Here is a 14,967-nt window from a genome sequence, read left to right on the forward strand (position 1 = left end):
CGGGCGCCGGCCAGAACACGCAACGGACCACCGGCACAAGAAGAGAATGCGTTTGAACAAGACACCACGCCTGCCCGTACGCTTGCCCGCGCTGACTCGCATGGGCGCCCTGTTTGCCTTCGCCATGCTGGCGACGCACCCGGCCGGCGCGCAGCGCGCCGCCATGCCGGACACCAGCCGCAGCTCGGTTGCGGCGCAGGCGCCCGGCGCCGCAGCGCCGGCCGCCGCCGCACCGCGCAGCGGCAGCCGCACGGTGCAGATCACGCTCAAGCAGCTCGGCGCCGATGCGCCCTTCCAGCTGCGCGGCGTGGACGCGATCAACGGCGTGCCTTTCTCGATCCGCGCCGACGAGGTGGTCACCGCGGCGCGGCTCAAGCTGCGCTACACGTATTCGCCGGCGCTGATCCCGGCGCTGTCGCACATCAACGTGATGGTCAACGGCGAAGTGGCCGCGACCGTCCCGGTGCCCAAGGAAACCGCGGGCACCAGCCTGGAGCGCGACCTGGCCATCGAGCCGCGCCTGATCACCGAGTTCAACCGCCTCAACCTGCAGCTGATCGGCCACTACACCACCGACTGCGAAGACCCCTTCCACTCCAGCCTGTGGGCCACCGTGGGCAACAGCAGCGTCCTCGAGCTCACGCTGACGCCGGTGGCGCTGGCCAACGACCTGGCCCTGCTGCCGCTGCCGTTCTTCGACCGCCGCGACGTGGGCCGGCTCAAGCTGCCGTTCGTGTTCGCGGGGGCACCGTCGGCCGCCACGCTGGAGGCCGCGGGCACGGTGTCGTCGTGGTTCGGCGCGCTGGCCGGCTATCGCGGCGCGTCGTTCGCCGCCACGCTCAACCAGGTGCCGGCCAGCGGCAACGCCGTGGTGTTCGTCACCAGCGAGGAAAAGCCCGCCGGCGTGCCCGTGCCCGCCATCAACGGCCCGTCGATCGCCGTGGTGCCCAATCCCGGCGATGCCAATGCCAAGCTGCTGCTGGTGATGGGCCGCGACAGCGCCGAGCTCAAGACCGCCGCGCGCGCGCTCACGCTGGGCGCGCGCGCGTTGTCCGGCCAGAGCGCCACCATCAACAAGCTCGACGACGTGGCGCCGCGCGTGCCGTACGATGCGCCCAACTGGATTCGCAGCGACCGTCCGGTGCGCTTCGGCGAACTGGCCGAAGTACGCGACCTCAATGTCTCGGGCTACAACCCGGATCTCGTGCGGGTGAACTTCCGCCTGCCGCCGGACCTGTTCGGCTGGCGCAGCAAGGGCATCCCGATCGATCTCAAGTACCGCTACACGCCGCGCCCCGTGGTGGATAAATCCACCCTCAACATCAACGTCAACCGGCAGTTCCTGCGCGCCTATGCGCTGCGCGCGGTCAAGAACCAGGACGGCCGTGCCGGCCAGTTGCTGGCCAAGGTCCTGCCGGACGGCTCGGTGCCCGTGAGCGAGCGCATCGAGCTGCCGCTGTTCATGCTGCCGGCGCAGTCGCAGCTGCAGTTCCACTTCTACTACGACTACCTCAAGCAGGGCGCCTGCAAGGACGTGATGCTGGACAACGTCAAGGGCGCCATCGATCCTGACTCGACCATCGACGTCACCGGCCTGTCGCACTTCATCGCGCTGCCGGACCTCGCCGTGTTCGGCAACAGCGGCTTCCCGTTCACGCGCCTGGCCGATCTCTCGGAAACCGCGGTGATCCTGCCGGACAAGCCCGGTGCCGAAGACTACACGGCCTACCTGACGCTGATGGGCCGCATGGGCGAATCCACCGGCTACCCCGCCACCGGGGTGGCCGTGGCCGCCGCGGCGCAGGTGGACAAGCAGGCCGCGCGCGACCTGCTGGTGATCGGCACCACGCAGAACCAGCCCTTGTTCACCCAATGGGCCGAGCGCATGCCGGTCTCGCTGGCGGGCAACGAGAAGCGCTTTGCGCTGACCGACGTCGTCTCCACGGTGATGGGGTGGTGGAACGGCGCCGACGGCACGCGCAACCGCCCGCTCGAGACGCGCCTGTCCATCAGCAGCGCCAGCACCGACGGCGCGCTGAGCGCGTTCGAGTCGCCGCTGGCGAGCGGGCGCAGCGTGGTGGCGCTGGCCAGCAATGCGCCGCAGGGCCTGCAGGCCCTGACCGAAGTGCTGCTCGATCCGGACCAGGTCACCCATGTGCAGGGCAGCCTGGCGCTGGTACGCGGCAAGGAAGTCGATAGCCTGGCCGCCCAGCAGAACTACTACGTGGGCAAGCTGCCGCCGTGGACCTATGTGCAGTGGTGGCTGTCGCAGCGGCCGCTGGCCATGGTGCTGATGATCGGCGGCGCCGCGCTGCTGCTGGCGGCCCTGCTGTTCCTGTCGCTGCGCGCGCGTGCCAGCCGGCGCAAGCGGGGAGACCAGGCGTGAAGGTGAATCGCCCGCGCCGGCGCTGGCTGGCGGCCCTGCCGGGACTCGGTGCCTGCGGCGCGCTGGCGGCGCTGGGCGGCTGGCCCGTGCTGGCCGCCGCCGCCGTGCCCGCCGCTTGTCCTTGGCCGCTGTACCAGCAATTCCTGGCGCGCTTCGTGCAAGGCGATGGCCGCGTGCTCGACCCGTCCACGCGCGAGCAGCACAGCACTTCCGAAGGCCAGTCCTACGGGATGGTGTTCGCGCTGGTCGCCAACGACCGCGCCACCTTCGACCGCCTCTGGCAATGGAGCATCGCCAACCTCGGCGCGGGCAACCTGCAGGACAAGCTGCCCGCGTGGCAGTGGGGCCGCCGCGCCGACGGCTCGTGGGGCGTGATCGACGCCAATCCCGCGGCGGATGCGGACCTGTGGTTCGCCTTCGCGCTGCTGGAGGCCGCGCGCCTGTGGCGCCAGCCGCGCTACGCCGAGCAGGCGCGCGCGCTGCTCAAGCTCGTGGCAAAGCAGGAAGTGGTGTCGCTGCCCGGCTTCGGCGCCATGCTGCTGCCGGGCCCGCAGGGCTTCGCCGAAGGCAAGGACGACGGGCCGCGCCAGTGGCGCCTGAACGCCAGCTACCTGCCGGTGCCGCTGCTGCGCCGGCTGGCGGGCGCCGACCCGTCCGGCCCGTGGGGCACGCTGGCGGCGCAGACCGGCAAGCTGGTCGAAGGGGTGGCCAGGCAGGGCATCGTGCCGGACTGGTCGGCGTACCGCGCGGACCCGTCCGGCTACGGCTTGCTCACCGATCCGCTCAAGGGGGATGTGAGCAGCTATGACGCCATCCGTGTCTACCTGTGGGCAGGCATGACGCCGCGTGGCGATGCCGCCGGCCGCGTGCTGATGAAGGCGCTGGCGCCGCAGGCGCAGCGCATGGTGGGCCGCGCCGCGCCGCCCGAGCGCATGCACGCCGACAGCGGCGCGCTCGAGGGCGATGGCCCCCTGGGTTTTTCCGCCGCGCTGGTGCCCTTCCTGCAGGCGGCCGGATCGCCGGCCGCGGCGGCGCAGCGCACGCGCGCGGAAACCATGCTCGACGCGGGGAAACCCGCCGCGACGTATTACGACACCGTACTAGGACTATTCGGCCTCGGCTTTGCCGAAGGCCGCTACCGGTTCGCGCCCTCGGGCCAACTGGAGCTGGAGTGGGAGAAGACATGCAGAACCGCAAGCGCCCGGCCGTGAACGGACGCGCGACCCTTTCTACGCTGGGGCAAGGCGCGAAGAACCTGCGCGCGAAGACGCTCGTGCTGAGCTTGCTGGCCGCGTTCGCCGCCGCCGCGGCCGCGCAGGAGGATCCGGTCAAGCTGCTGGTGGACCAGGGCAGGTACTGGCAGGAACGCGGGCGCAGCGATCGCGCCGCCGAAGCCTGGCAGAAGATCCTGCGGCTCAACCCGAACCAGCCTGAAGCGCTCTATGGCATGGGCGTGGCCGAGGCCGAAGCCGGCCGCGCCGACAGCGCGCGCACATACCTGGAGCGCCTCAAGAAGGCCCAGCCCGGCTCGCCGCTGGTGGCGCGCCTGACCCAGGCCATCAGCAGCGGCGGCACCGGGCAGCAGGTGGAACAGGCTCGCCAGCTCGCGCGCAGCGGCCAGAGCGAGGAAGCGGTCAAGCGCTACCAGCAGGCCGCGGGCGGTGCCGTGCCTCAGGGCAACCTGGCGCTGGAGTACTACCAGACGCTGGGCGGCACCGCGCAGGGTTGGGAGGAGGCGCGCAAGGGCCTCGAACAACTGGCGCGCGCCAACCCGTCCGACAACCGCGCCCAGCTCGCGCTGGCGCAGCACCTGACCTACCGCGAAGCGACCCGCCGCGACGGCATCCGGCAGCTCGAAGCGCTCTCGAAAGGCACTGACGTGGCCGGCCCCGCCGCCGAAAGCTGGCGGCGCGCGCTGACCTGGCTGGGCGGCCGGCCCGCCGATGTATCGCTGTACCAGGCCTGGCTGGCCGGCCATCCTGACGACGCCACCATCCGCGCCAAGCTCGATGCGGTCAAGGCACCGCAGCAACAGCAGCAGGAGGCCACGCGCGTGGCTGGCGCCGGCGCGAGCCCGGTACGCCAGATCGTGCAGCAGGGCTTCGACGCCATGGATGCCGGCGATCTGGAGCGTGCCGGCGAACGCTTCCAGACCGCGCTGGCGCAGCGCCCCGAAGACGCCGATGCGCTCGGCGGCATGGGCGTGCTGCGCCTCAAGCAGGAGAAGTTCGCCGAGGCGGTGGATTACTTCGACCAGGCCGCCAGGCGCGGCGCGGGCGGGCGCTACCGCAGCGCGCAGAACAGCGCCACCTACTGGCTGCTGTCCGAGCAGGCTACCGCTGCGCGCAACGGCGGCAACCGCGCCGAGGCGCGCCGCCTGCTCGAGCGCGCCATCAAGCTCGATGCGCGCGAGCCGTCCGCGCAGGTGGCCCTGGCCGACCTGATGGCCGAGGAAGGCCAGTACGCGCAGGCCGAAGCCGCCTACCGGCGCGTGCTCAAGCAGCAGCCCGACAATCCCGACGCCACGCGCGGGCTGGTCGGCGTGCTGTCCGCGCAGAACAAGAGCGCGGAGGCGCTCGCCATCGTGCAGAACCTCACGCCGGCCCAGCAGGAAAAAGTGGGTTCGCTCGGCAAGCTGCGCGCCGACGAGGCGCGCGGCCAGGCCCGCGCTGCCCTGCAGCGCGGCGATACCGCGGGCGCGCGCCGCGCGCTCGAAGACGCGATGGCGGCCGACCCCACCAATCCGTGGGTGCGGCTCGACGTGGCGCGCACCTATGCCGCGATGGGGCTCAAGGAACAGGCCCGCAGCATCATGGACGGCCTGCTGCTGTCCAACCCGAACATGCCCGACGCGCTCTACGCCAGCGCGTTGCTGTCGGCCGAGACCGGCGAATGGCAGAGCGGGCTCGATGCGCTCGAGCGCATCCCGCCGCAGAACCGCACGCGCGACATGGGCACCCTGCAGCGCCGCCTGTGGGTGCACGCCGAGGCCGAGCGCGCCAGCGGCCTGGCCGCGGCCGGCCAGCAGCCCGCGGCGCTGGCCGTGCTGCAGGAGGCCGAGCGCTACGCCCAGCAGGATGCCGACCAGCTCGGCGCACTGGCCCTGGCCTACGCCGATGCCGGCGACGAGGCGCGCGCGCTGTCGCTGATGCGCAACGTGATGAGCCGCACTCCGCGCCCGGATATCGGCATGCAGCTGCAGTACGCCGCCATCCTGCTCAAGACCAGGCAGGACGTGGAGCTGGCCGGCGTGCTGCGCCAGCTTGCCGCGGCCAACCTGAGCGCGTCGCAGCGGCGCGACTACGACGACCTGCGCGTGGCTTATATCGTGCGCCAGGCAGACGCGCTCACCGAGAGCGGCGACCTGGTGGCGGCGTACGACATGCTGGCCCCGGCGCTGTCCGAGCGCCCCGGCAACAGCGCCGTGCGTGCCAGCCTGGCGCGCATGTACGCGCAGGCCGGCGAGAACAAGAAGGCACTCTCGCTGTACGAGAGCGTGCTGGAAAAGGACCCGCGCAACCTCGACCTGATGCTGGCCGCGATCGGCACCGCCACCGCGGCCAAGGAGTACAGCTGGGCCGAGGGCACGCTGCAGATGGCCCTGGCCCAGGCGCCCAGGTCGCCCAAGGTGCTGACTGCCGCCGGGCGGCTCTACCGCGCCGAGGGCAAGACCGCGCGCGCGGCGGAATACTTCCGCGCCGCGGTGGCGGCCGAGACCGCGGCGGGCGCGCCGCCGGCGGGGCGCCCGGGCGGCGCGGGCTTCGACCGCGTGCCGTCCAATCCCTTCGTCGGGCTGCCGGGCCAGCGCTCCAGCTCGCAATTGCCGCTGCCCGGCTCGCAGGCGCCGTATCTCGCCGTGCCGGGTCCGGTGGCCGCGGCCCAGCCTCAGTCCCAGGCGGTCATGGCGGCGCCGGTGATGATGAATACCGGCGGCCAGGCCTATGGCCAGCCCTACATCCCGGCACCGGTGGGTGCCGCCGCGCCGGCGATGGCGCCGGCCATCCAGCCACCGCAGGCTTACTATCCCGCGCAACAGGCGCCCGCGCCGGCGCGCGCCCCTGCCGCCAGCGCCAGTACGCGCGGCAAGGCTGCGCGGGGCAGCACGACCGCCGCCAGCGGCGCGGCGCAGGGCTACGGTGCCTATCCGGCTTATCCGGCGGCACAGGGCGCGCAGCAGGCGGCCCAGTATCCGGCTCAGTATGCGGCCCAATACCCTGCCCAATATCAGGCGCAAACCGCGGCGCAGGGTGCCGGCCAGTATCAAGGCCAGTATCCGGTGCCGCAGGCCGCGGCGGCTGCCGGCGGCTACGCGTCCGCACCTGCGCCAGTGGCCGCCAGTGCGCCCGCACCTGCCCGCCAGCCATTCGGCGCGCAGTCGCGCGCGCCGTGGCTGGCCGAGGCCGACTCGCAGGCCAATCCGACCGGGCCGAAGACTGCGCTGCAGGAGCTCAACGAGATCGAATCGCAGCGCTCCAGCACGCTCGCCGGCGGCCCCATGCTGCGGGGGCGCAACGGCGATTCCGGCATGAGCCAGCTCACCGAGATGCAGGTCGTGGCCGAAGCCAAGGTCGCGGCCGGCAACGGCAAGCTGGTGGCGCGCGTGACGCCGGTCGCGCTGGACAGCGGCTCGGTCGGCAGCGACTTCAACAATGCTTCGCGCTTCGGCGGCGGCCCGCTGGCCTACGGGGTGAACGGCACGCCCGTCAACCTGGCCGGCACCCCGCTGCAATCCGCCTCGGCCGGGCCGCAGAACGCCTTCGGCGTGGCGCTCGGCGTGGCGTATGAGTCCGAGCGCATCACCGCCGATATCGGCAGCACGCCGCTGGGATTTCGCTACGCCGATGTCAACACCGGTGCCAGGCTGAACCTGCCGCTGAGCCAGCGCACCACGCTGTCGCTCGGCGCATCGCGCCGCCCGGTGACGGACAGCCTGCTGTCCTACGCGGGCGTGCGCGACGAGCGCGTAGGCTTGCAGTGGGGCGGGGTGATGAACAGCAGCGCGCGCGCCGACCTGGGCTGGGACGATGGCTACTTCGGCATCTACGGCTACGGTGGCTACGGCCTGCTGACCGGCCACGACGTCAAGCGCAACACGCGCTGGGAAGGCGGCGGCGGCTTCTACCTGCGCGTGATCGATAGCCCGGACCAGCGCCTGATGAGCGGGGTCAACTTCACGTCGATGGGCTATGCCGACAACCTGCGCTATTTCACCTTCGGGCAGGGCGGCTATTTCAGCCCGCAGACTTACTTCGCCGTGACGGTGCCGCTGTCACTGACGGGGCGCACCGGCCGGCTGGCCTACAATGTGCGCGGCGCGCTGGGCATGCAGGCCTTCCGCGAAGACGATTCCAATTACTTCCCGACCGATGCGGCAGCCCAGTCGGCGGCCAACGCGGCGGTGGCCACGGCCAACAGCAAGGGCCTGACCAACTCGACCAACGCTGTCTATTCCGGCCAGTCCAAGACCGGCCTGGCCTACAATCTGGTGGGCTCGGTCGAGTACCAGGCGGCGCAACAGCTGTATGTCGGCGGCCTGCTCGGCATCGACAACGCGCGTGACTACCGCCAGTGGTATGCCGGCGTCTACGTGCGCTATGCGCTGCAGCGCCAGACCGGGCTGATCGCGTTCCCGCCGGCGGCGCCGCATTCCGCGGTGGGCCCGCTGCCGTTCTGAGCGCGGTGGGCGGGATGGGCGGGACCGGCCATCAACTTAATCAGAGATAGCGCAGCAAATCGGCTGTAGAAAGGAAGGGCATCATGGGTGAAGCAAAACGCCGGGGCAGCCAGGCAGAACGCGCGGAGCAGGCCCGCGCAAAACTGGAGGGCATGCGGCCCGCGCAACTGGTGTGCGGCGCGTGCAAGACCGCCTTCAGCACCTTCGACGCCATCGATGCGCCCAACCTGCGCGGCATCGACGCCGTGTTCGGCGGGCAGTGTCCCAACTGCGGCAACGATGTGCTGGTGTTCAAGGGCGAGCCAAACGCCGTCGCGGATGCCATGGTGGCCTGGGAGAAGATGATGGGTGCCGACACCAGGCTCGGCTACCAGTCGCGCGACGGCAAGCACGTGCCGTTCGAGGGCAAGTAGGCAGGCGGTCCCGCGCCGTGCCGGCTCAGGACGCGGCGCCGCCGTCGTGTTCCAGCAGTTCGGGCGGGCCCATCTCGAAGCGGCCGCGGCCCGCGGCCTTGGCGCGGTAAAGCAGGGTGTCGGCCTGGCGCATCAGTTCCTGGTCGGGCATCTCGGCGCCCTGGTAGAGCGCCACGCCAATGCTCACGTCCACATCGGCAAACACGCCGTCGATGAAAAAGCGCCGGCTGACCGAATGCACGATGGCCTGGGCGATGCGCCGCGCATTGGCCGCGCCGCCGATATCCTCCAGCACCACGGCGAACTCGTCGCCGCCCAGCCGGGCCACCGCGTCGCGCTCGCGCACGCAGCGCTGCAGGCGCCGCCCGAAGGCCTGCAGCAGCAGGTCACCGGTGATATGGCCGTGGAAGTCGTTGACGGCCTTGAAGCGGTCCATGTCCAGGTAGAGCAGCGCAATCAGCCGGCCGTCCTCGCGGCTGCGCGCCATGGCCGCCTGCAGCAGCGATTCGAACGCGCTGCGGTTGAGCAGCTGGGTCAGGTGGTCCAGGCGCGAGATGCGCGACAGCCGCATGGTTTCCAGCTTGCGCTGGGTCACGTCCTGCACATGCACGTGCACGCCGATGACCTTGCTGCCGTCGGCATTCCATTCCGGGCGCAGGTTGGTCTCCATGCAGCGGTATTCGGGATCGCTGTCCTCGACCTCGAAGGTCACCGCGGTGCCCGCCAGGGCCTTCTGCAGGAACGGCCGCGAGCGCGCGTAGCGGGCCTCGCCGATCAGCTCGCGCACGGTCATGCCGCGCAGCTCGCTGACGGGGATGCCGAAGGTCCGCTCGTAGGCCAGGTTGTTGAAGACGTAGCGCTCCTCGGTATCGACGAAGCCCAGCAGCGCGGGCAGGGTGTCGGTGACCGCGCGCAGCTGGCGCTCGCTGAGGTCGAGCTGTTCGCGCCGCTGGCGCACGTCGCGCATGAGTTGCGCGAAGGCGCGCGCCAGGTCGCCGATCTCGTCGTGCTGCTGGGCCGGCAGCCGCTCGTAGGCGGCGAGGTCGTGCGCGCTCTCGCGCACCACCTGGTGCAGGCGCGTGAGCGGGGCCAGCAGATGGCGCAGGGTCAGCCAGATCATCAGCGCCACCACCGCCAGCGCCAGCAGCGCCAGCCCCAGGAAGCGCCCCTGCATGGCATGCAGCGGGGCGAAGGCCTCGCGCGCGGGCAGCACCGCCACCAGCTCCCAGCCGGTGCTTTCCAGCAGGTAGCGCGAGATCAGCGGCCGCTCGGGCGCGAGGAATTCGGCCCGTCCGCTGCGGTCGTCCACGCCGCAGGTGTCGCCCAGCGCGCGCGCCGGCTGCATCGCCCTGGAAGAATCCGGGTGACGGACATAGACCGGCGTGCGCCCGGCCGAGACCAGGCAGTAAAACCCTGTGGTGCCGAGCCGGTTGTGCGTGATCTCGACCAGGAAGTTGGCGCTGGACAGATCCAGCCAGCCGCCCAGCAGGCCCTGGAATTCGCCCTGCGGGGAGATGACCGGCACCGCCACCAGCACGCCGGTCGCGCCATTGGTGCGGGCGCGGATCGGTGGCGTGATCACAGGCTCCAGCGTGCGCGCGGCCTGGCGGAAGTAGTCCCGGTCGGCAATGCTCACCGGCACGCCCTCCTGGGTCAGCATATTGCCCTGGGCGTCGGCGACCATGAAGGCATTGAAGGTGGCCGGGACCGGGATGCGGCTCTCGAGCAAGCGGCGCAGTTCGGGCCGGGGAAGCGTCAGCTTGCCGACCAGCTGCGGTGCCAGGTGGGACAGCAGCGTGATGCGGTCTTCCATGGCGGTGTCGAGCTGGTTGGCGGCGAGCTTGACGATGGAGTCCTGCTGGTCCTGCAGCGCGGCGCGCAGGTCGTCGTGCGCGTAATAGAGCGAAGCCAGCACGATGCCGGTACCGAGCACGGCGGCGAGCGCCGTGCTGATCAGCGCGAGGCGCGCCTTCAGGGAAAGCGAAACGAATGGCATGCTGGCCGGCAAAGTCGGGAAATGGCGCGTGCCTGCTGGCCGGCCTGCCCGCATGGCTACCGGGACGTCCGGCTTCGGCGGGGTTGCGGGCCCGGCAACCCTACCACAAGCGCCAGCCATGCGCGAGCCCGGCATACCCGTTCCGGGGCCGCGGCATGTGCGTGTGGCATCGCACGTTGCGCCGGTGCGCCAGGGCTGGGCGAGCCATGGCCGCCAAGGTATAGTGCCTCGTGGCCCGGCGGCGGCAGGGCGAAGCCTTGAGGGTTGATTGAGGGCTGACAATCGCGCCAACTCCATACATGAAACTGCCCTCACTCTCGCCTGTCCTGCTATCCCTGCTGGTTGCCGCTGCCGGCGCGCTGGTCACGGGCCGCGCGTGGTACGGCATGCGCGCGCTCGAGCGGGAAGTGGCGCGCGACGACTTCGACGGGTACTACACGCCGGTCTTCAGCGCCTTGCAGCGCCGGCTGCAGGAGAACGAGCAGCTGCTGCGCGGCGCCACGGGGCTGTTCGCCGCGGATCCCGCCATCACACGGGCGCAGTGGCGCAACTACCTGTACACCACGCAGGTCGACGACCTGCCGCCCGGTACCCACTCGATCGGCTATGCACGCCTGACCGCGGCGCGCGACCTGGAGCGACTGGGCGAGACCATGCGCCGCGAAGGCGTGCCCGTGTTCGAGGTCTACCCGCGCGGCGCGCGCGACGAATATGCGCCCATCGTCTTTGTCGAGCCGCTTTCGGGTCGCCTCACGCGCGGACTCGGCTTTGACATCCTGAGCGATCCCGCGCGCCGCGCCGCGGCCGAAGCCGCCCGCGACAGCGGCGAGGCGCGCCTCACCGCCGGCCTGCAAACGGTGCGCGAGAGCGAGGCACAGGCGCCGCAGCGCGCCGCAGCGATCTATATGCCGGTGTATGGCAACGGCCTGCCGCTCAATACGACGGCGCAGCGCCGCCAGGCGGTGACCGGCTACGTGTATGCCGCGCTGCGGCTGGACGATCTGCTGCGCGGCGTCAGCCTGCCCGCGGCCGGATCGCTTTCGCTGATGCTTTTCGACGGGCGCGATGCCGCGCCTGCCACGTTCCTGGCCGGCGATGCCGAACCGGCGGCGGGCGACCTGCGCCCGCCGGCACCGATGATCGAGGCCGAACGCGAATTGACGTTCGGCGGGCGCGTGTGGATCCTGCGCGGCGCCACCATGCCCGCCTTCGAGGCCGCGCACCGGCCGCGCCGCGCGCTGCTGGTGCTGGCAGGCGGCTTGCTGGCCTCGCTACTGCTGGCCTGGCTGGTGCTGGCGCTGGCTCGCCAGCAACGCCGCGCGTGGCAGCTGGCGGTGCGGGCGCGCCAGGCGCGCCAGGCCGACGGCGCACTGCAGCGCGCCGGCCTGGCCGGCGCCACCGACGCCTTTTTCGTGTGCGACGACCAGGGCAGCGTGCAGACTGCCAGCGCCGCTGCCACGGCCATGTTCGGCAAGGCGCGCGACCAGTTCGCGGGCGTTGCCATCGCCACCCTGCTGCCGGAGGCCGTCACGCTGGCCGGGGGCGCGCTCGCAGGCCGCATCGATACCCCCGCGCGCAAGGCCGACGGCACGGTGTTTCCGGTGCGCGTGACAGCCACGCCGGTGCCTGCCGCAGGGGCCGGCCGCGTATTGTGGATCGTGACCGACCTGAGCGCGGTGCGCCGCGCCGAACTGGCGGCTGCCGAACAGGCCGAGCGCAGCGCGCGCGTGCTCGACCATACCGCGCTGTGCGTGATCACCTTCGACCGCGACGGGCTCGTGACCGGCCTCAACCGCGCCGGCCAGCGCATGCTGTGGTACCAGGCCAGCGAAGTGGCCGGGCGCATGCGCTATCTCGATTTTCTCGACGCAGGGGAAGTCACGGCACGCGCGGCCACGCTCAGCAGCGAACTGGGCGAGCCGGTCGCCGCCGGCCTGCCTGCCGTGATCGGCAAGGCGCGCCTGGGGCTCGCCGACGAGCAGGAATGGACCTATGTGCGCAAGGGCGGCTCGCGCCTGCCGGTGCAACTGACGCTCACGGCGCTGCCCGGCACGCCGGCGCACGATGCGGGGCAGGGCACGGTGCAGGCAGCCGCGGCGATCGATGGCGGCGGCTACCTCGCCATCGCGCACGATCTCACCGAGCGCAAGCGCGCCGACGAGTACATCCGCCACCTGGCGCACCACGACGCGCTCACCGGCCTGCCCAACCGCGCCCAGTTGCATGCGCGCACGGAACTCGTGCTGCAGCGCGCGCTGCGCAAGGGCGAACGCATCGCGCTGCTGCTGCTGGACCTGGACCAGTTCAAGCGCATCAACGAGTCGCTGGGCCACCATATCGGTGACGAAGTGCTGCGCATCGTGGCCGACCGCCTGAAGGCCGCCGTGCGCCACGCCGACCTGGTCGCGCGCATGGGCGGCGACGAGTTCGTGGTGGTGCTCGATGCCGTAGCCCAGGACAGCGAGGCCGAACTGGTTGCCGCCAAGATCCTGGCGCGCCTGTCGGAAGAACTGCAGCTGGGCAGCCAGCGCCTGCGCGTGACGCCGTCGATCGGCATGGTGCTGTGCCCGGACGACGGCGACAACCTGGCCGACCTGCTCAAGAATGCCGACGCCGCCATGTACGCGGCCAAGCGCCGGGGTGGCGCGCAGCTCAGCCGCTTCTCCAGCGAGATGGCGGAGGCCTCGATGGCGCGATTCACCATCGAAGGCCTGCTGCGGCGCGCGCTGGCCACGCAGGCGTTCAGGCTGCGTTACCAGCCCATCGTCGACGCCGCGACGCTGCGCATTGCCGGCGTGGAAGCGCTGATCCACTGGGCGACGCCCGAGCGCGGCGTGATCCCGCCGGCCGAGTTCATCCCCATCGCCGAGCAGAGCGGGCTGATCATGCCGCTGGGCGAGTGGATCCTGGCTACCGCCTGCCGCGAGATCCAGCAACTGCGCAGCCAGCTGGGGCTGGAGCTGGAGGTGGCGGTCAATATCTCGCCGTTGCAGCTGCGCCAGGCCGGCTTCCCCGCCATGGTCACGCAGTGCCTGGAGGCGGCCGGGCTGCCCGCGCGCGCACTGACCATCGAGGTCACCGAGGGCATCCTGATCGAAGGCGGCAGCAAGACCATCGATACCTTCGAGCGCGTGCGCGCGCTTGGCGTGGGCTTGTCGATCGACGATTTCGGCACCGGCTATTCGGGCCTGAGCTACCTGACGCGGCTGCCGATCGACAAGCTCAAGATCGACAAGTCCTTCGTCGACGACGTGGCGCACGACGAACATCACCAGGCCGTGGCCGCCGCCATCATCACGCTTGGCCACCAGCTTCATCTGCAGGTGGTGGCCGAAGGGGTGGAGTCGCAGGCGCAGTTCGCCTTCCTGCGCGAGCATGGCTGCGACGCCGTGCAGGGCTACCTGTTCTGCCAGGCCGTGCCGCTCAGCGGGCTGATGGAGATCTGCGCGGCCGGGGGCGGGGCGGCCATGCCGGCGCGCGCGCAGCGGGTGGCGTCCAACCAGTAAGCCCGGGGGCCGCCCGCGCGGGCCGGTCCAAAATCCGCCGATACCTGCATCGGCATTCTTTGCCCGACTGCCATCTGCATGGCACGCACCGTCCCTAAGCTGCCAGTTGTCATCATGGCACCAAGGGGTGTTCATTCATGCAGGCAGGTGGGTCCGGGCCGGGCCGCGCGTTCCTCGCGGTCGAACAGGTAGGCAAGCGGTTCGGCGTTGTCAGTTTGGCATAGCGAATAACCGCTCCTCGATAATCGCGCAGGCTCAGGTGGAAGCGGAATTACTAGCGGACCGCCTGACTGATGACCGCTGCAGCGAATCGATGACCGCGGTAGAGCGAATTCGTCGTCTTCATCCCCACGTCCAATGACAACGCTTCGGCAACGTGACGGTGCCTCGCCGAGTGGGGCAAGCGCTACGAAGGCAAGGCCGAGAAGAAGTGAGGCAGCAGGGGATGCCTGCAGCCGGCGCGAGCCGCAGGCCGGTCACGCATGGAAGACCACGGCCCGGGAACGGCGGTGCGATCTGCGCTGCCTTGTCCGGGTCTTTGTCATGTCGGGGAGCCGATCTTGGCCACGCAGAAACGGGTACGCAGCGGGTGCACAGCGGGTGCGCGGCGGCCCGTGGATCCCTGCTGGCGCCAGGCAGGAGGCGCCACCATCTCGCCAGCCTCAGCCGTTGGCGACTTCCGAGGGGTCCGGGCGCGCGTGCAGGCGGCGGTACAGTTCGTCCACATGGGCGCGGCTGCTGCGCAGTTCTTCGCGCCCGCGTTCAGTGATCAGGTAGACACGTCCGATGCCGTCGCGCAGGACGCTTTCGATGTACCCTTCCATCTGCAGCGCGCGCAGCAGCGGCCGCACGGAACCAATATCCACCTGGAAGCCGTACTCCATCAGCATTTCGGCGAGCATGGCCACGGTGGCCGGTACTTCGACGGCAAACTGGAGGACGTAGATGCGGGCGAGCAAGCCAAGGAACTGTCGTTTCATGTCGCTGCAAAC

General features: G+C 70.8%; 7 protein-coding genes. 5 read left to right on the plus strand and 2 right to left on the minus strand.

From position 1 onward, the window contains the following. The first annotated feature begins 46 nt into the window (after positions 1-46). The 4 genes from bcsB (at position 47) to AB4Z48_RS00350 (ending at position 8,473) form a co-directional block, all read left to right on the plus strand. Positions 47-2,386, plus strand: coding sequence for a cellulose biosynthesis cyclic di-GMP-binding regulatory protein BcsB (gene bcsB / locus AB4Z48_RS00335; protein WP_441611828.1), 2,340 nt, complete (start codon positions 47-49; stop codon positions 2,384-2,386). Then, positions 2,383-3,597: a cellulose synthase complex periplasmic endoglucanase BcsZ gene (bcsZ, locus tag AB4Z48_RS00340; RefSeq protein ID WP_441611829.1), complete on the plus strand. Its 1,215-nt coding sequence runs from the start codon at positions 2,383-2,385 to the stop codon at positions 3,595-3,597. The genes bcsB and bcsZ overlap by 4 nt, the downstream gene beginning before the upstream one ends. Further along, on the plus strand, positions 3,570-8,060 hold the full coding sequence (locus AB4Z48_RS00345; RefSeq protein ID WP_441611830.1) for a cellulose synthase subunit BcsC-related outer membrane protein: 4,491 nt from the start codon (positions 3,570-3,572) through the stop codon (positions 8,058-8,060). Before bcsZ ends, AB4Z48_RS00345 begins: the two co-directional genes overlap by 28 nt. Positions 8,061-8,143: 83 nt before the next feature. Beyond that, positions 8,144-8,473 (plus strand): hypothetical protein, encoded by a 330-nt coding sequence (locus tag AB4Z48_RS00350; RefSeq protein WP_441611831.1) that lies wholly within the window; start codon positions 8,144-8,146, stop codon positions 8,471-8,473. A gap of 25 nt (positions 8,474-8,498) precedes the next feature. On the opposite strand, the gene AB4Z48_RS00355 is transcribed toward AB4Z48_RS00350, so the two are convergent. Next, on the minus strand, positions 8,499-10,469 hold the full coding sequence (locus tag AB4Z48_RS00355) for a diguanylate cyclase domain-containing protein (protein WP_441611832.1): 1,971 nt from the start codon (positions 10,467-10,469) through the stop codon (positions 8,499-8,501). A 299-nt stretch (positions 10,470-10,768) separates the two neighbouring features. Here AB4Z48_RS00355 and AB4Z48_RS00360 point away from each other — a divergent pair, with 299 nt between their 5' ends. Beyond that, positions 10,769-13,975 carry a bifunctional diguanylate cyclase/phosphodiesterase gene (locus AB4Z48_RS00360; RefSeq protein WP_441611833.1) on the plus strand — a complete coding sequence of 1,069 codons (3,207 nt, stop codon included), beginning with the start codon at positions 10,769-10,771 and terminating at the stop codon, positions 13,973-13,975. 662 nt (positions 13,976-14,637) lie between these two features. Here AB4Z48_RS00360 and AB4Z48_RS00365 read toward each other — a convergent pair. Further along, positions 14,638-14,955, minus strand: a complete 318-nt coding sequence (locus AB4Z48_RS00365) for a PadR family transcriptional regulator (protein ID WP_441611834.1) — start codon at positions 14,953-14,955, stop codon at positions 14,638-14,640. Positions 14,956-14,967 lie beyond the last annotated feature (12 nt).

Source organism: Cupriavidus sp. 2TAF22 (assembly GCF_052115045.1).
Lineage (GTDB): Bacteria > Pseudomonadota > Gammaproteobacteria > Burkholderiales > Burkholderiaceae > Cupriavidus.